This is a genomic window from Lentzea sp. NPDC059081 (assembly GCF_042738015.1).
Lineage (GTDB): Bacteria > Actinomycetota > Actinomycetes > Mycobacteriales > Pseudonocardiaceae > Lentzea.
This window is the reverse complement of the sequence record NZ_JBHYGW010000004.1, coordinates 426,856-443,836: the sequence shown is the minus strand read 5'-3', so window position 1 is coordinate 443,836 and position 16,981 is coordinate 426,856. Positions and strand designations below refer to the sequence as shown.

The following is a 16,981-nucleotide window of genomic DNA, read 5'->3' as shown; positions in this document are numbered from 1 at the left end:
TCCATCTTCTCATGTGCCCGCCGGCACCGGCGGTCCGACGCGGACGGGTCCGCACCTCCTGGGCGCGGCCCGGGCACGGCTTCCGCTCACTCCGAGATCGGGTACCTCGGCGTTCCCGGGCCCTCGATGGTGATCCACTCCACTTCGGTGAACTCCGTGAGGCCCGCCCGTCCGCCGGACTTCCCGTAGCCGCTGTTCTTGACTCCGCCGAACGGCATCTGCGCCTCGTCGTCCAGAGTCGCGCCGTTGATGTGGCACATGCCCACGTCGAGGCGTTTGGCCAGATCGAGTGCCAACGTCACGTTGCGGCTGAAGATGGCGGAGGTGAGCCCGTAGTCGTTGTCGTTCGCCACGGCGAGAGCTTCCTCCGGCCCGTCCACGGGGATGACGGTCACCATCGGCCCGAACGACTCCTCCCGGTAGGCACGCATCTCGGAGGTGACCCCCGCGAGCACCGTCGGCGCGAAGCAGGGCCCCTCTGCCCGGCCTCCGGCGAGCAGGTCGGCGCCCCGCGCGACGGCATCGTCCACGAGCTCCTGGACGTGCTTCACGGAGTTCGGGTTGATCAGAGGACCCAGCATCGTCTCCGCGTGCCGCGGATCGCCGTACACGATCGAGCCGGCCACCTCGGCCAGGCGGTGCGCGAACTCCTGGGCGATGCTCCGATCGACCACGATCCGCCCCGTGGACAGGCAGCCCTGTCCCGTGTTGGCGAACGAGCCGAAAGCCGCGGCACTCACGGCAACGTCCAGGTCGGCGTCGGCGAGCACGATGAACGGCGCGTTGCCCCCGAGCTCGAGCACGACCGGCGTGAGAGTCCTGCTCGCCTTCTCCGCGATGATGCGCCCCACGCGGGTCGATCCGGTGAAGTGCACCCGACGCACGTCCCGGTGCGAGACGAGAGCGTCGACGACGTCGGCCGCGTCCTGCGGTGCGTTGGTGATCAGGTTGATCACTCCGTCGGGAAGCCCTCCTTCTGCGAGGCAGCGCACGACCAGCCCGTGCGTGCGAGGCGTCTGTTCGGAGGCCTTCATCACCACCGTGTTGCCGAGCACGAGCGCCGCCGGCACCGACGCGCCCACGAGGAGAACCGGTGCGTTCCAGGGCACGATGCTCGCCACGACTCCCACGGGCTTCCTGATGGCGAGCGCCGTCCGGCGGGTGTCATCGGACGGGATGACCTCGCCCGTCAGTCCCTCATAGGCGCACATCGCGGCATACCGGATCTTGTCGACCAAGATCTTGATGTTGAAGTGGCCCCACCCCGCGGGACCGCCCATCTCGGCGGTGACCGCCTCGGAGATCTCCTCCGCTCGCGCCTCGATCGCGTCGGCGCACGCGAACAGGATCCGGGAGCGCTCGGCCGGCGCCCGGCTCGCCCACTCGGGGAAGGCCCTCCTCGCGGCGGCGACCGCACGGTCGACGTCCACCGCCTTGGCGGCGGCGGCCCGGCACGCGGGTTCACCGGTGAACGGGTCCACCGACTCGTACACCGCCTGGTCCTCGGCTGACGTCCAGCTGCCCCCGATGAACAGCTCCTGGTGCAGGACGCCGCTGACGGCCGTTGACGACATGATCCATCTCCTCGATGTCCAGAGCCTTCCGCCGATCCGCGCCGATCGCGAGGGCAGAACGCGACCGGTCGAACGTAAAGGACCGTCGGCACGGACACTGTGACCTGAGTCCGCTCGCGTCACCGGAGGTGAGTCGGTACTTCCCGCCCGCCAGCGGGGGTTGACCACCACGCCTTCGGTACCTTCGCAGCGTTCCTCAGCGGCGACGTAGATGCCCTGCCTGCGGGGTCACGCCATGGCGGCATCTGTTCCCTTCATGGGGAATCGCACGCCGGTGAGGTCTTCCGAGATGTTCCGGAGGCGTTGCTGCACGGCCAGGTCGTGAGAGGCGAGGCTGGGAGGTGACGAGCTTCGGGTTGCCTCGCGACGCCGCTGGTCGGGGATGTCGGCGGCGCCGCGAGCGGACAGGCCCCGGCCGCGACTCAGCAGTTCACGCCGACCGGGGGTGTCTGGGTGGTGAGGGTGATCGACGGCGGCGAGTATCCGGGCGGTGCGTAGAAGGTGTGGCGCCCGACAGTCACCCAGTACGCGAGCCGTCCCTGGCAGATGTCGTACGCGGTCGACGTCAAGGGGCCCGCGGTGGTGAGGTCGTAGGCGAGAGAACCGATGCCCGTCAGCGTGTAGCCGTAGCCGTCCAGGTAACGCCACAGCTCGGCCTGGGCGCGGACCTGGGCGACGGGCGCCGTGCAGGAACTGCGGGACTTGCCCGTGACGGCGCTGGGCGTGCCGCTGGAGTTGTGCGGGTAGTCGGAGGTGCCGGTGCAGGTGATCACGTCCAGGGTGCCTGGACCGCCGGACCTCGTGAACACGATCGGGCCGTTGTCCGTGCTGACGCCGGTCAGCCCGGCGCGGACGTCCACCGCCTGCGCCGACGCGGCGGGCATCGTCGCGAACGAGGAGATCGCGACGAGTGCCGTCGCCAGTACCGCCAGGGTTGTGCGATGCCAGGTCATGGGTGGAACACCTCCGCTGGGATCGGAAACCGACAGGACGCATGCTGTTCCGGCGAACTGGACGCGGAATGGACGAGGACTGAACCGGCCTGCGAGACGGGTCTCGTCACGCCTGGCGCGTGAGCGACCAGGCGGCGATCTCGGTCCTGGTGCGCAGCCCCAGCTTGGCCAGCACGCTGCGGACGTGGGTCTCGACGGTGCGTTCGGACAACGTGAGCCTGGTGGCGATCTGCCGGTTCGTGAGCGCCTGAGCGATCAGGTCGACGACCTCGGACTCGCGCGGGGACAAGGGATCCGCTGCGCGTTCCTCGACGCCGATGCGCTGGAGCAGGCGGTCGGCGTCAGCGAGCCGGGTGGTCATGCCCAGGGCGCGGAACTCGGCCGCGGCCTGGGTCGCGAGCGTCCTGGCGGCCGGGAGATCGCCCTGCTCGGTGAGTGCCCGCGCGAGGCCGAGCCTGCTCAGTGCGAGGAACGGGCGGGCGCCGATGCGCGCGTTCATCTCGGCGGCCAGGCGGTAGTGCTCCGCGGCGACGGCGGTGCGGCCGCAGGTCATCGCGAGGTCGCCGAGCAGCTGGGGTGAGGCGGCGCTGCAGAACACCGCGCCAGAGCCGTCCGCGGAGAAGTCGGGCTCCAAAGTGGACAGCGTGCGGTACGCGAGGCCGGCTGCCTCGCCGTCGCCGAGCAGGCAGGCGATCACGCCGATCTGGCTGACCAGCGGCGCCCACATCGGGCCGGCCTCGAGCGTCTCCGGCATCCTCCTGAACTCCTCGAACGTGGACCGGGCCTGGTCGAGATCGCCGAGCAGGGCGTGCAGGAACGGCACGTAGACGCGGGCCAGCGGGATGTCGGCGACCTCCTCCAGCACCCCGAACGCCTCGCTCGCCGCCTCCCGGTCGATCGTGCCGCGCATCTGCGCGAGCCAGTGCTCGAACGCGTAGTACATGCCCTTCGCGGCGGTGGCGCCGATCCGTTCGGCCACCTCGCGGGCGGTCTCGTTGTGCTCCCGCGCCGCGTCGAGCCTGCCGACCAACGCGGCTCGCGTCGCCCGCAGCCGGTGCAGGTGCCACCACGCCACGGCGTGCTGCCGTTCCGCGGCGAACTGTTCGATCAGGTCCAGCTCGTGGTCGACGGCGGCCAGGTCGCCTGCCTGGAACGCCGCGTCGACCAGCCACACGTGCCCCCACAGCGAGGCGTGCGGCTGCCGTGCGGTCGCGGCCAGTGCCACGGCCCGGTGCGCGAGCGCGACCCGTTCGGCGCGGAACTGCGGTGCGCACAACGTGATGTGGCGGGCGTGGATGCCGTCCAGCTCGGCGTCCGGGTCGCCGCTGCGCTCGGCCAGGTCGAGCGCGGCGGCCGACAGGTCCCGTGCTCGTGTCGCCTCGCCCGTCACGGTCGCGGCCATCGCGCGCCGTGCCAGCAGCCGGGCGCGCAGGGCGGTGGCGTCCTCCGGTAGCGAGCGCAACGCCGTCGTGCACAGCTGGTCGACGGCCGTGAGCAACGAGCGGTCGCCCATGCCGGTGATCACGAGCGCGGCCTCGGCGACCAGGCCGGGTTCGCCCGCGTCCTGGGCCAGCCGGGCGGCGGCCCGGCAGTGGCCGAGGCTCGCGAGGGCTTCTCCGGCCAGGAACTCGGCCCGCGCCAGGTCGAGGGTGAGCGCGGCGGTGGGGTTCGGTGCGGACGTGAGGGCGAGGGCGGCGAACCGGGCGGCGTCCTCGTAGGCGAGGTCCGCGGTGGCGGCCTTCGCCGCTGCCGAGGCCCACTTCGTGCACTCGGCGGGGGCGTCCGGACCGCTCGCGCGGTGCCAGTGCGCCGCGATCCTGCCCGGCGCCCCACCGGTCTCGGCGAGCGTGACGGCGGCCCGCCGGTGGAGGTCGGCGCGGGTGGACGGAGCGAGGTCCTGGTAGACCGCGTCGCGGACGAGCGCGTGCGCGAAGGCGCCGTCTTGGAGCACGCGGGCGGCGACCGCTTCGTCGAGCAGGGCGGCCGGGTCGTCGCCGACGAGGGCGGCGAGCACGACGGGTTCGACCCGCTCGCCCAGCACGCTGGCGGCCGCGAGCACGTCGCGGGCGCGCGGGCTCAGACCGCCCAGCCTGGACAGCACGAGCCGGTGCAGCTCCGGTTCGGCCTCGCCGCTGTCGAGCAGCATGCGGACGTAGAGCGGGTTGCCGCCGGTCCGCTCGACCAGCCTCGCCGCCACCGCCCCGGCGTCGCCGTCCGTCGTCCTGCTGCGCACCCACCCGGCGACGTCCGCGCTGGTCAGGCCGGTGAGCCGGATCACCCGCGTGGCCGGTGCCCGCACGAGGTCGGGCAGCACGCCGTGCAGCCCGCCGTCGCGGTAGGTGGCCACGACCAGGACGCGCGAGCCGGCCAGGTCACCGGCGAGGTGCGCGAGCAGCCTGAGCGACGTGCGGTCCGCCCAGTGCAGGTCCTCCAGCACGACGAGCAGCGGACCGGCCGCGACCAGCGCGTCGGTGGCGTCGGCGACCATCGCGAACCGGGCACCGGCGTCCGGGTCGAGGCGCGCACCGGACAGCACGTGGTCCAGTGCCGGGAGGTCGCGGGCCACCCGGCGCCACGGCCACAACGGCGGCATGCCGGGATCGTCGACGGCCTGACCCCGTACGACGGGCACGCCGTACTCGCCCGCCATCGCCGCGGCCGCCGCCGCGAGACGCGTCTTGCCGATACCCGCGTCACCGCCGACCAGCACCAGCCGCCCGGTGCCGGCCGCCACCGCGGCGCGCAGCTCGGCGAGCTCGCGGTCCCGCCCGAAGATCGGAGCCTCCACACCCGGTGTATCGCCGCCCGGTGGCGGTTCAGTACCGGACTCCGCACTGGCACGGATCTGCCGGCGACGCGCGCGGCCGAGACTCGGAGCCACCAACGACCAGGAGGCGGACCATGTACGCGCAGCTCACCTACTTCGACGGACCGCGCAGCCCCGAGCAGCTGGCCGCCGCGGACTTCGCGGCCAGGCACCGCATCGCCCCCACCGCCGCGGCCGTGCCGGGCACCCTCACCACCTACGTGCTGCGCCGGGCCGACGGCGCCGAGGTCGTCGTGACGATCGCCGAGTCCGAGCAGGCGCTGATCGACACCCAGAAGGCGATTCTCGGCACCCAGTTGCTGCCCGGCGAGGACCCGGCGCTGCTGCCGGGGCCGGACCGCGTCGAGATCTACCCGGTGCACGAGGTCTTCGAGCCCTCCGGCGCGCGGTCGTGACGGCCGCGCCGGGCGTCGGCCTGTGGCAGGCCGACCTGTCCCGCACCACAGCGTCGTTCGAGGTCGGCAACCTGGGCCGCAGGGCGCGCGGCACGGTGCCCGTCACCGGCGGGTCGGTCGAGATCGCCGCGGACGGCTCGCTGCTCGCCGTGCACGGCACGCTCGACCTGGGCGCCATCGACACGGGGATCGCCAAACGCGACCTGGACCTGCGCAAACCGCGTCTGCTGGACCTCGACCGGCACCCGGCGATGACGTTCACCGCGTCGTCCGTCCAGCCCGTCGCCGACGGCTGGCAGGTGACCGGCACGCTCACCGCGCGGGGCACGTCCATGTCGGTGAGCGGGATCGCGCAGCTGTCGTCGGTGGACGGGCGGGAGGCGGTGCTGACCGCGACCGCCCGCTTGGACCGCCGGACGCTCGGGATCAGGGCACCGGCGGTGCTGATCGGCCGGTACGTCGACATCACCGTGACCGCGGTGGTCCAGCGGTCCTAGGGCCGGGTCCGGTCCGAGTTCCGGGAACCGCGTTCTGCCTGGAGAGAGCTCCGATGTCCGACCCGGCGGTGACATCGATGTCGAACCGGAGAAATCCTGTCTTGCTTGTCTGGTTGACCGAGGAGGACACGAGACCGAAGCTTCCTGGCAACGTTGTCAGGGCAATGATCGGAGCTCTCAATGGCGCAGGACTTCGGCAGCGGTGTGTCGCGGAGACAGGCGTTGACCATGGGCGGCGGGCTGCTCGCCGGGTTCGGGCTGAGCGGCGTGGTGACCGCGGCCGCACACGCCGCACCCCAGCCGGGAGCGCAGCCGAAGGACCTGGCGCTGTTCCGCCCGGTGTCGGTCTCGTCCACCGACTACGCGGCGACCCCGGCGGAGTTCGCCGTGGACGGTCTGGCGCAGGTCGGCGTCAAGGGCTCCGGCTGGCGGGCCGCCCAGGGTGACGCCCAGTGGCTGATCGTCGACCTGCAGGGCCGGTGCGACATCAGCTCGGTGGTCCTGACGTTCGAGGCCGGGCCCGGTGACCCGGCGTTCGACGCCAACGCCTCCCGCGCCGACACCCTCGGCACCGAGATCCTCTCCGGCTACGCCGTCGTGTTCGACCTGGACGTCTCCGACGACGGCCGCACCTGGCGCACCGCCTACAGCACCGGCTCCGGCACCGGTGGCGTGGTGACCATCCCGCTGGCGGTGAAGGCGCGCTGGGTCCGGTTCTCCTCGTCCCGTCGGTCCACCACGAACCCGTTGGGGCTCAACGGGTTCCAGGTCTTCGGCACGACCAGGGACACCCGGCCCGCCGTGCGCGGGTGGACCAACTGGCCGGTCCAGAACCACGAGAGCCCCGCGCTGGCGGTCGCCGCCGACGGGTCGGTACCGCTCGAGTCGGGCTGGGTCCTCACGATGGCGGACCTCGTGCCGGACGGCGCCGCGCTCTCGGGTCCCGGCGTCGACACCCGCGGCTGGGTGCCCGCGACCGTGCCCGGCACCGTGCTCGCGTCGCTGGTCGAGCAGGGTCACCTGCCGGACCCGGTGCAGGGCATGAACAACCTGAGGATCCCGGAGGCGCTGTCCCGGCACTCGTGGTGGTACCGGCGGGCGTTCACCCTGCCGCGCGGGCTGGACACCGGCGCCGGTCGGCACGTCTGGCTGGAGTTCGACGGCATCAACCACGAGGCCGAGATCTGGCTCAACGGCAGCAAGATCGGCGCGATGAGCAACCCGTTCGGCCGGGCCGCGCTGGACGTCACGGGCGGCCTGCGCCAGGGCGAGCAGCACCTCGCCGTGAAGATCACGCCGATGCCGTTCCCCGGCAGTCCCGGCGACAAGGGGCCGCGCGGCGAGGCGTGGGTCGGCGCGAACTCGACGATGTTCAAGAACTCCCCCACCTACCTCGCGGTGTCCGGCTGGGACTGGATGCCGGCCGTGCGCGACCGGGCCTCGGGCATCTGGAACCACGTCCGGCTGCGGTCGACCGGCGCCGTCGTCCTCGGCGACCCGCGCATCGACACGGTCCTGCCGGACAGGGCCACCGCCGAGGTCACGTTCACCGTGCCCGTCCGCAACGTCGAGGCCACCGCGCGGAGCGTCACCGTCACCGCCGCGTTCGACGGGATCAAGGTCAGCAAGACCGTCAGCGTGCCCGCCAAGTCCGAGTCCGCGGTGGTCTTCTCCCCCTCCACCCACTCCGAGCTGCGGATCAAGAACCCGAAGCTGTGGTGGCCCAACGGCTACGGCGACCCGGCGCTGCACGACCTGACGCTCACCGTCGCCCAGGGCACCGCGGTCAGCGACCGGAAGACCGTCAAGTTCGGCATCCGGCAGATCACCTATCAGTACGACCTGCCGATCACCATCGTCGACGGCGCCGCCGAGCAGACCGTCGACTTCGCCGCCCAGCAGGCCCGGTACGTGCGGATGCAGGGCCTGAAGCGCGCCACCAGCTGGGGTTTCTCGGTCTTCACCCTCTCCGTCGTGGACAGCAGGTCGCCGGACGCGGACCTGGCGCGGGGCAGGACCGCCGAGGCCTCCTCCAGCGCCGACTGGACCTCACCGGGCGCGGTCACCGACGGCGACCCGAAGTCGCGCTGGACCTCGAACTACAACGACAACGAGTGGGTGCAGGTCGACCTGGGCGCGAGCACGTCGTTCGACCGGGTCGTGCTGCGCTGGGAGACCGCGTACGCGGCCACGTTCAAGATCCAGGTCTCGCAGGACGGCCGGACCTGGACCGACGTGGCGGACCGGGACAACTCCCCCAAGCCGCTGGTCGTCCTCGTCAACGGCGTCAAGATCTTCTGCCGCGGCGGCAGCTGGGGCTGGGACGAGCTGCTGCGCCGGATGCCCGCCTCCCGCGCGGACGCCGCCGTCGCGCTGCACCGGGACATGAACTTCACCATGATCCGCAACTGGGTCGGCTCGTCCTACCGCGACGAGCTGTTCGACGCCTGCGACAGGTACGGCATCCTGCTGTGGAACGAGTTCTGGCTCGGCTGGTCCTCCGACCCGGCCAACCACGAGCAGTTCTTCGCGCAGGCGGAGGACACCGTGCTGCGCTACCGCCACCACGCCTGTGCGGCGATGTGGTTCGGCTGCAACGAGGGCAGCCCGCCGTCGGCCGTCGACCAGGTGCTGCGCGAGATCGTGCACACCAACACCGACCTGATGTACCAGCCCAACTCGGCCGGTGGCGTGATCACCGGCGACGGCACCTACCGGTGGGTGGACCCGCGCTCGTACGGCACCGGTGAGGCCACGGGCGGGAAGTTCGGGTTCTGGAGCGAGATCGGCCTGCCGACCGTGTCGGTGGTGGAGAGCATGCGCAACCTCGTCGGCCAGGGCGACGCGGGCTGGCCGATCGGTGAGGCCTGGTACCACCACGACTGGTCGGAGAACAGCAACCAGCAGCCGGGCGGCTACAAGGCCGCGATCGACGCCCGTCTCGCGCCGTCGAGCAGCCTGGAGGAGTTCTGCCGCAAGGCGCAGTTCGTCAACTACGAGAACATGCGCGCGATCTTCGAGGCGTGGAACGCCAAGCTGTGGAACGACGCGAGCGGCGTGCTGCTGTGGATGTCGCACCCGGCCTGGCACAGCACGGTGTGGCAGACCTACGACTACGACCTGGACGTCAACGGCAGCTTCTACGGCTCCCGCAAGGGCTGCGAGCAACGGCACGTGCAGGCCAGCCCGTCCACCTGGCAGGTCACGGCGGTCAACCACACCGCGTCCGCGCTGACCGGTGTCACCGTCAAGGCGCAGCTGCACTCGTTGGACGGCAAGGCGATCGGCCAGGCGCAGCAGCAGAGGCTCGACGTCGGCGCGACCGGCACGAGCACCGCGTTCACCGTGCCGTTCGACGACGCGCTGCCCGCGTTCCACCTGCTGCGCCTCACGCTGACGGACGCCGGCGGTGCGGTGCTCTCCGAGAACACCTACTGGCGGTACCGGACGGACACCGCGATGCGGGCGCTCAACCAGGTGCCGTACACGCAGCTGGCGACCACGTTGAGCGCCGACAAGAACGGCTACACCGCGGTCGTCCGCAACACCGGCAAGACTGTGGCGGCGATGGTCCGCTTGTCGCTGCGCGAGCGCAACGGGACCGACCGCGTCCTGCCGACGTTGTACAGCGACAACTACTTCTGGCTGCTGCCGGGCGAGAGCAGGACCGTCACGATCAGCCCGCAGCGGTCCGTTCGGACGCCTCGGCTGCTGGCGGAGGCGTACAACTCGGCTCCGAAGCTGACCTGAGGTCCTCCCGGCCGGGGTGCCGCCGCGCCGACCACACGGTCAGCGCGGCGGCCACCACGCAGACGATGACGGAGGTCCAGATGTTCAGGCGCAGGCCCAGAACGGTGTTCGCCTCGTCGATCCGCAGCGCCTCGATCCACAGCCTGCCCAGGGTGTAGAGCACGACGTAGAGCCCGAACGCGCGGCCGTGCCCGAGCCGGAACCGGCGGTCGGCCCAGATCACCACGGCGGCCGCGGCGAAGGTCCACAGCAGTTCGTAGAGGAACGCCGGGTGGAACGTGCCCAGCACCACGGGCCGGCCGTCCGGCCCGAGGACCGCGCGGCCGGCGCTCTGGTCCCACTGGTGGATCGTGAGCGCCCACGGCAGGTCGGTCGGGCCGCCGTAGACCTCGTTGTTGAACCAGTTCCCGAGGCGGCCGATGCCCTGGCCCAGCAGGATTCCCGGCGCGGCGGCGTCCGCGAGCGGCGGCAGCGCCACCCCGGCCCTGCGCGCCCCGATCCAGCCGCCGAGCGCCCCGAGGGCGATGGCGCCCCAGACACCCATCCCGCCTTCCCAGATGTAGAGCGCTTTGAGCGGGTTGCCGCCGGGGCCGAAGTACGGCTGCCAGCTCGTGGCGACGTGGTAGAGCCGGGCGCCGACGATGCCGAACGGAACGCCCCACGTCGCGATCTGGTTGATCACGCCGGGTTTGCCGCCGCGCTGCACGTAGCGGCGTTCGGTCAGCCAGGCGGCGACGAGGATGCCGGCGATGATGCAGAGCGCGTACGCCCTGATCGGCACCGGCCCGAGGTGCCAGACGCCCTGCGTCGGACTCGGAATGACGGCTAAAGCTGCTTCCCCCACGGACATCGCGCCAGGCTAGGGGGACGGGTGCCTGCGCGCTGTGAAGTCACGGAGCGCAGGCACCCGGTCATCAGGCGGTGGCCACCGCTCCCCCGACGATCGGGAGCACCACCTTGCTCAGCCCGAGCGAGACGTCGAGCGCGATGCCGCTCGACCCGGTGTCCCGCGCGATGTACGAGCTGTGGTTGGTGACGAGCACGATGCCGATCCGGTGCCCGGCCGGGATCAGGGCGTCGCGCGGGTGCAGCTTCCACGTGACGTCCACGGCCTGACCGGTGGGCAGCGACGTGCCGGTCTCCAGCGACGACCTGTTCTTGGCGTCGATGGCGCCCTTCGTCAGCATCGTCGCGGTCACGGCCTGCACCGAGACGTCCGGCGGCCGCGCGCAGCCGGTGCGGTCGCGCAGGTCGTTCTTGGCGCAGGTCTCGGTCGAGAGCTGCAGCGGACTGCGGTCGGTCAGCGTGGCCTGCGTGCTGGGCCCGTAGTCCACGAGCACCGCCGTCAACGCCGTCGACGCGCGGTTCGAGGTGATCCGGGCGGTCACGCTGACCTCACCGGACAGCCTGGTGTCCTTGGCCAGCGGTGCCGTCGCGTAGACCAGCCGACGTGAGTCGGCCGTGTCCGGGTTGGCCATCATGGCGGCCTCGGTCAGGTTCGTGTTGTCCGCCAGGCGTTGCGTCCCGCTCGTCACCGGGGTGGTGGTCAGCGAGCCGGACACGCCGCTCGCCGCCGGGCCGAGGTAGAGCGTGGTCGCCGCCGTACCGGGCCGCGGCCAGGAGGAGTCCTGCTCCCAGCTGCCGTCCGGCTTCTGCACGTCGGCCATGGGCTCGTCCATGATCCCGTTGTCGGCGCCCTTGAGCCAGTGGTCCATCCACAGGCCCATGACGCGCTGCCACTCGGCCTGGCGGAACGAGATCGGGTCGAGGTGACCGCCGCGGTGCAGCCAGATCTTGCGCGGCACGTTGCGCGCCTCGAGCTCCTTCCACCAGCGGCCGAACTGCGACAGCTTGACGTTCCAGTCGGACTGCCCGTGCACGACGAACACCGACGCGGTCACGTCCTTCGCGCCGACCCGGTAGTCGCGGGCCTTCCAGAACGACGTGTAGTCCCACGACCCGTCGCCGTCGTCGGCCGTCAGCTTGTCGAACACCGCCTTGCACTTGGGCTTCTGCGCGGCGCTGACGACGTAGTTGGCGAGGAACGTCGGGTAGTCGGACTCCCAGCCGCTGTAGCCGATGCCCTGGTCGCGGGCGTACTCGTACCAGCTGGAGATGGCGGCGATCGGCACGATCGTCTTGACGCCGGGGATGTTCGCCGCGGCCGCCGCGTTGGGCAGCGTGCCGTTGTAGGAGACGCCGAGCATGCCGACGTTGCCGGTGCTCCAGGTGGCGCTCGCCTCGCGGCCGTCGGCGTAGTAGGCCTTGGCACGGCCGTTCAGCCAGTCGACGACGGCGCGGACGCTCGCCGTGTCCTCGGGGCCGCCGGTGGTCGGGCAGCCGGTCGAGCGGGAGGTGCCTTGCATCTCCACCTCGACGACGGCGTACCCGCGCGGCACGAAGTACTCGTCGTACCACCGGCCGAAGCCCCGCGGCACGCCGGCGCTGGTCGCCTTGGCGGCGCTCAGCCCGTAGTAGGGACTGGCCTCCATGACGATCGGCACTCGTCCGGTGGTGTCCGGCCGCATGACGTCCGCGGCGATCCGGTCGAGCTTGCCGTCCGAGTCGCTGTCCATTGCGGACTCGACGTAGACGGTCTCGGTGATCGCGGCAGCGGCCGCGGCGTTGGCGGTGGAGACAGGCGTGCAGACCGTCGCGGCCATGAGCAGGGTGGCCGCGACGAGGTAGACCCTTCGCATAGGTTCCTCCGTCGGAGGGCCCGATGCAGCAGCAGGGGTACAACGTCTCGGGCCCCACGAAGGAATCTCACCGGTACCGGCGTGTCAGCCGGTACGGCCGAAAGATCTAAACCAATTTCTGTCTTGTAAATGTCTCGTTGTCAGGCGGCGACGAGCTCCTGGTCGCGGTCCGGCGTCGTCACCTTCGGCTTCTTGTTCGGCAGCGACAGGCGGAAGACCTTGTGCCAGGCCGAGAAGACCTGCTTGGGCAGCGGGCCGGAGACGTAGTCCAGCTCGTACTTCTCGAACAGCGCCTTCACCTTGACGGCGACCTCGGCGTACCGGTTGCTCGGCAGGTCGGGGAAGAGGTGGTGCTCGATCTGGTGCGACAGGTTGCCGGTCATGATGTGCATGGCCTTGCTGCCGCTGATGTTCGCGGAGCCCATCATCTGGCGCAGGTACCACTGGCCGCGCGTCTCGCCCTTGATCGAGCGGCGCTCGAAGGTCTGCACGCCCTCGGGGAAGTGACCGCACATGATCACCGAGTGGGACCACAGGTTGCGGACCAGGTTCGCGGTGAAGGTCGCGGCGAGCGTGGTGAGGAACGACGGGCCCGACAGCAGCGGGTGGATCACGTAGTCCTTGAGCACCTGGCGGCGGATCTTGCGTCCCACGGCCTTCGCCCGCGCCCGGAACTCCGGGTTCTTGCGGCGGCGCTTGTGGAGGTTCTTGCCGAGCTCCAGGTCGTACGCGGCGATGCCGTACTCGAAGAAGCAGGCGTTGATGAAGTTCCACAGCGGCTGGCCGAGGTGCATCGGGTGCCACTTCTGGTCCTCGTCGACGCGCATGATGCCGTAGCCGAGGTCGTTGTCCTTGCCGATCACGTTGGTGTACGTGTGGTGCAGCTCGTTGTGGGAGTGCTTCCACTGGTCGGCGGGCGAGACGTGGTCCCACTCCCAGGTGGTGGAGTGGATCTTCGGGTCGCGCATCCAGTCCCACTGCCCGTGCAGGATGTTGTGGCCGATCTCCATGTTCTCCAGGATCTTCGCCACGGACAGGCCGGCGGTGCCGATCAGCCAGGCCGGCGGGAAGAGGGAGAACAGCAGGATGCCCCGGCTGGTCAGCTCCAGCTTGCGCTGCACCGAGATGACCTTGCGGATGTAGGCGGCGTCCTTCTCACCGCGGCTCGCGATGACCTCGTCGCGGATCGCGTCGAGCTCGCGGCCGAGCTCCTCGATCTGCTCGGCGGTGAGGTGGGCGGTGGGGTCGATGGCGGTCATGGGGCTCGCTTTCGCAGTGGAGTGGCTGGGGGTGGGCCACTTCGCGGGGGGAGGGAGGTCTGTGGCGGGGACGGTCGACGGTCGGTGTGCGACGGTCAGCGTTCGAAGGTCAGCGTTCGAGTTCGCAGGGGCCCGCCGCGGCGGACACGCAGGTCTGGACGAGCACGCCGTCCTCGGCCTCGGTGATCTCACCGGTGCGCAGGTCGCGCACCGCACCCGCCTTGAGCGGGGTGACGCAGCCGAAGCAGATGCCCATGCGGCAGCCCGACGGCATGAGCACGCCCGCGTTCTCGCCGACGTCCAGCAGCGGGGTGGCGCCGTCGGCCTCGACGGTCTTGCCGGTCTTGCCGAACGTGACCTCGCCACCGTCACCGGCGACGACCACGGTCGGGCGGAAGCGCTCGGTGTGCAGGCGGTCGGCGACGCCGTGCTCGGTCCAGTGCGCCTCGGCCGCGTCGAGCAGGCCGGTGGGACCGCAGGCCCACGTCTCGCGCTCGGCCCAGTCCGGGACCAGCTTCTCGAGCTCGGCGACGTTCAGCATGCCGTCGGTGTCGGTGTGCAGCTCGACGAGCGTGAGGGACTTGTCCGCGACGAGGTCGTGCAGGTCGTTGCGGAAGATGACGTCTTCCTTGCGCGGCGCCGAGTGCACCATGACGACGTCGGCGAGCTGCGCGTCGCGCAGCATGCCCATCACGGGCGTGATGCCGCTGCCGGCGGTGAGGTAGAGGACCTTGGCGGGGGTCGTGCGGGGCAGGACGAACTCACCGGTCGCCTGGTCGAGCTGGATGACCGTGCCGGGTCTCGCCTTGCGGACCAGGTGGTTGCTGACCTTGCCGTCGGGGATGGCCTTCACCGTGATGGTGATGCGGCCGTCCGCGCGGCTGGTCGGCGACGTCACCGAGTACGCGCGCCACAGGCGCACGCCGTCGACGTCGACGCCGACGCGGATGTACTGGCCGGCGACGTGACCTCGCCAGCCCCGGCCCGGCCTGATCACGATGGTCGCGGCGTCCCCGGTCTCGGGGTGCACGGCTTCGATGCGACCTCGCAGGTCAGCGCCCGCGCGGAGCGGGCTGACCAGGTCGAGGTAGTCAGACGGCAGCAGCGGCGTCGTGACCAGCTCAAGCAGTTTCCACGCCCTGCTGCGGAGGGCGGCACTCGTCATGACTCCAGCTTGATGCGCCTCAGGGCGTAAAGTCCTGTCCGTACGACGTGAATCTGCTCGGCAGAATTGTTCGCGGGGAACAAATCGTGAGTCATGCAATACAGCGGGCCACCGAATTGGCCTTGGACGAGAAGACAGTCACGGCGTTGCGCGCGGTCCTGAGGACCACGGCCGACGAGGTGGTGCAGGCCATCATCGACGAGGTCCCGAGCTACGCCAACGCACTTTCGGGGCGCATGGGCGGCACCATCCGCCGGGCCGTCCGCACAGCGCTCGGACACTACCTCGACCTGGCGGGCGGCACAGCGACAGGCGGCGACGCGAGCGACGCGGCCTACGAACTGGGCCGCGGCGAGGTCCGCGACGGCCGCTCGATGGACGCCCTGCTCAGCGCCTACCGCGTGGGCGCCCGCGTGGCCTGGCGAGGCCTGGCCGCAGGCGCCGTACCAGCGGGTTTGCCGGCGGCGGAGGTGGCGAAGTTCGCCGAGCTGACCTTCGCCTACATCGACGAGCTGTCCGCCGCCTCGGCCGCGGGCCACGCCGACGAGCTGGCCGCGCGAGGCCTGGCCCACGAACGCCACCTGGAACAACTGGCCCGCGACCTGCTGGCCGGCGCGAGCACGGAGGTCCTGCTGGCCGCCGCCGGCCGCGCCGCCTGGCCCGTGCCGACCTCGCTGACCGTGGCCCTGCTGCCCGCCGCCCTCGCCCGCCCCGCGTTCCGCTCACTGGACCCCGGCACGCTGGTGCTCGACGACCTGCCCGACTCCCTGGGCGTGCTGCTCGTGCCGGACGCCGACCGCGCCCACCTGCTACGACAGCTGAGCGGCCGCCATGCCGTCGTGGGCCCCGCGCGACCGTGGATGCGTGCGTCGACCTCGTACGCACGGACGTTGCGCGCGCGCTCGTTGTCCACGGACATCCGTGACACCGAGGAGCACCTGTCCGAGCTGGTGTTGAGCGCCGATCCGGACGCTTACGCCGACCTGCGGGCACGTGCTCTGGCGCCGTTGCGGTCGTTGTCGGCGGGGACGGCCCAGCGGTTGGAGGAGACGTTGCGTGCCTGGTTGCTGCACCAGGGGCGGCGGGAGGAGGTGGCGACGGCGTTGTTCGTGCACCCTCAGACCGTTCGGTACCGGGTGGGGCAGTTGCGGGACCTTTTTCCGGATCTCAGCTCGCCGCAGCGGGTGTTGGAGCTGACGCTGGCGGTGGGGTTGCCTGCTGGAGCCCTCGGAACAGGGTGAGCTCGACCTGAGCCGCCGTGCAGCCGCGCTCCCCTGCCCAACGGGCGAGCAGACCGCAGTACCGCTCGTAGGTCTCCGCAGGCCACGGGCCGTACCGGTGGAGCGAGGCCCAGCCGCACTCGTCGCGCAGCCTCGTCGCCACGACCCGGTCGAGGATCGCGCACGGGTGCTCCGGCGCCCCTCCGCCGGCGAAGTACAGGAACTTCGTGAAGAACGAGGGCCCGAACGACCGGATGGCGTTGTGCCTGCCCGGCCGGAGCAGCGCGAACGCCCCGGCCGGGTCGCTCCCCGAGAGCTCCGCGGCCTTCGTCAGGAGGCGCTCACAGCCCGGCACGTCCGCGGCGACGCTGTCCAGGCGACGCAGGTTCAGCCGCAGGTACGGCCCCGATCCCCAGGCCAGGGTCCGCCACAGGAGCGTGAACACGTCGTCCGCCGGAGCCCAGACCTCCGCTCTCGTCAGCTCTTCCCCTACCGGCGGCACACCGGGCAACCGGCGCGAACCGATCGCGTCACGCCACCAGTCCGCCTTGATCTGCACTCCATGCTCGTCGACGACCTCCTGTGCGGGATCGGCCCAGGCGGGCAGCGTCAGCGTCGTCAGGTCCGTCATCGGCACACCGG

At 71.2% G+C, this 16,981-nt stretch carries 12 protein-coding genes; 4 read left to right on the top strand and 8 right to left on the bottom strand.

Annotated features, from left to right (window positions below; all coding sequences use genetic code 11):
* Nucleotides 1-86 precede the first annotated feature (86 nt).
* The 3 genes from ACFWV3_RS12545 to ACFWV3_RS12535 form a co-directional block, all read right to left on the bottom strand.
* Entirely contained in the window at nt 87-1,574 is a 1,488-nt protein-coding gene (locus tag ACFWV3_RS12545) for an aldehyde dehydrogenase family protein (RefSeq protein ID WP_382411204.1), read from the bottom strand.
* Between the two features lie 422 nt (nt 1,575-1,996).
* Nucleotides 1,997-2,527, bottom strand: a complete 531-nt coding sequence (locus ACFWV3_RS12540; protein ID WP_382411203.1) for a hypothetical protein — start codon at nt 2,525-2,527, stop codon at nt 1,997-1,999.
* A gap of 106 nt (nt 2,528-2,633) precedes the next feature.
* Entirely contained in the window at nt 2,634-5,315 is a 2,682-nt protein-coding gene (locus ACFWV3_RS12535; RefSeq protein ID WP_382411202.1) for an ATP-binding protein, read from the bottom strand.
* A gap of 113 nt (nt 5,316-5,428) precedes the next feature.
* On the opposite strand from ACFWV3_RS12535, the gene ACFWV3_RS12530 reads away from it, so the two are divergent.
* The 3 genes from ACFWV3_RS12530 (at nt 5,429) to ACFWV3_RS12520 (ending at nt 9,996) form a co-directional block, all read left to right on the top strand.
* Entirely contained in the window at nt 5,429-5,749 is a 321-nt protein-coding gene (locus ACFWV3_RS12530) for a hypothetical protein (RefSeq protein WP_382411201.1), read from the top strand.
* Nucleotides 5,746-6,246, top strand: a complete 501-nt coding sequence (locus tag ACFWV3_RS12525) for a YceI family protein (protein WP_382411200.1) — start codon at nt 5,746-5,748, stop codon at nt 6,244-6,246. Before ACFWV3_RS12530 ends, ACFWV3_RS12525 begins: the two co-directional genes overlap by 4 nt.
* 180 nt (nt 6,247-6,426) lie before the next feature.
* Nucleotides 6,427-9,996 carry a discoidin domain-containing protein gene (locus ACFWV3_RS12520; RefSeq protein WP_382411199.1) on the top strand — a complete coding sequence of 1,190 codons (3,570 nt, stop codon included), beginning with the start codon at nt 6,427-6,429 and terminating at the stop codon, nt 9,994-9,996.
* Here ACFWV3_RS12520 and lgt read toward each other — a convergent pair.
* From lgt to ACFWV3_RS12500, 4 genes are all read right to left on the bottom strand, one after another.
* Complete coding sequence (gene lgt / locus ACFWV3_RS12515) at nt 9,923-10,846, bottom strand: prolipoprotein diacylglyceryl transferase (RefSeq protein WP_382411198.1); 924 nt, start codon at nt 10,844-10,846, stop codon at nt 9,923-9,925. The genes ACFWV3_RS12520 and lgt overlap by 74 nt on opposite strands.
* 64 nt (nt 10,847-10,910) lie before the next feature.
* Complete coding sequence (locus tag ACFWV3_RS12510; protein WP_382411197.1) at nt 10,911-12,695, bottom strand: CocE/NonD family hydrolase; 1,785 nt, start codon at nt 12,693-12,695, stop codon at nt 10,911-10,913.
* Nucleotides 12,696-12,835: 140 nt separating this feature from the next.
* Nucleotides 12,836-13,954 carry a fatty acid desaturase family protein gene (locus ACFWV3_RS12505; RefSeq protein WP_382411196.1) on the bottom strand — a complete coding sequence of 373 codons (1,119 nt, stop codon included), beginning with the start codon at nt 13,952-13,954 and terminating at the stop codon, nt 12,836-12,838.
* A 109-nt stretch (nt 13,955-14,063) separates the two neighbouring features.
* Nucleotides 14,064-15,119, bottom strand: a complete 1,056-nt coding sequence (locus tag ACFWV3_RS12500) for a ferredoxin reductase (RefSeq protein WP_382411195.1) — start codon at nt 15,117-15,119, stop codon at nt 14,064-14,066.
* Nucleotides 15,120-15,241: 122 nt separating this feature from the next.
* Here ACFWV3_RS12500 and ACFWV3_RS12495 point away from each other — a divergent pair, with 122 nt between their 5' ends.
* On the top strand, nt 15,242-16,360 hold the full coding sequence (locus ACFWV3_RS12495; protein WP_382411194.1) for a PucR family transcriptional regulator: 1,119 nt from the start codon (nt 15,242-15,244) through the stop codon (nt 16,358-16,360).
* Here the strand turns inward: ACFWV3_RS12495 and ACFWV3_RS12490 are convergent.
* Nucleotides 16,287-16,970 carry a hypothetical protein gene (locus ACFWV3_RS12490; protein WP_382411193.1) on the bottom strand — a complete coding sequence of 228 codons (684 nt, stop codon included), beginning with the start codon at nt 16,968-16,970 and terminating at the stop codon, nt 16,287-16,289. The two genes, ACFWV3_RS12495 and ACFWV3_RS12490, sit on opposite strands and share 74 nt — an antisense overlap.
* Between the last annotated feature and the right edge of the window lie 11 nt (nt 16,971-16,981).

Coding starts and splice junctions, on each gene's coding strand:
- ACFWV3_RS12490 (WP_382411193.1), bottom strand. CDS start 16,970: ATGACGGACCTGACGACGCTGACGCTGCCCGCCTGGGCCGATCCCGCA.
- ACFWV3_RS12530 (WP_382411201.1), top strand. CDS start 5,429: ATGTACGCGCAGCTCACCTACTTCGACGGACCGCGCAGCCCCGAGCAG.
- ACFWV3_RS12540 (WP_382411203.1), bottom strand. CDS start 2,527: ATGACCTGGCATCGCACAACCCTGGCGGTACTGGCGACGGCACTCGTC.
- ACFWV3_RS12505 (WP_382411196.1), bottom strand. CDS start 13,954: ATGACCGCCATCGACCCCACCGCCCACCTCACCGCCGAGCAGATCGAG.
- ACFWV3_RS12510 (WP_382411197.1), bottom strand. CDS start 12,695: ATGCGAAGGGTCTACCTCGTCGCGGCCACCCTGCTCATGGCCGCGACG.
- ACFWV3_RS12520 (WP_382411199.1), top strand. CDS start 6,427: ATGGCGCAGGACTTCGGCAGCGGTGTGTCGCGGAGACAGGCGTTGACC.
- ACFWV3_RS12545 (WP_382411204.1), bottom strand. CDS start 1,574: ATGTCGTCAACGGCCGTCAGCGGCGTCCTGCACCAGGAGCTGTTCATC.
- lgt (WP_382411198.1), bottom strand. CDS start 10,846: ATGTCCGTGGGGGAAGCAGCTTTAGCCGTCATTCCGAGTCCGACGCAG.
- ACFWV3_RS12500 (WP_382411195.1), bottom strand. CDS start 15,119: ATGACGAGTGCCGCCCTCCGCAGCAGGGCGTGGAAACTGCTTGAGCTG.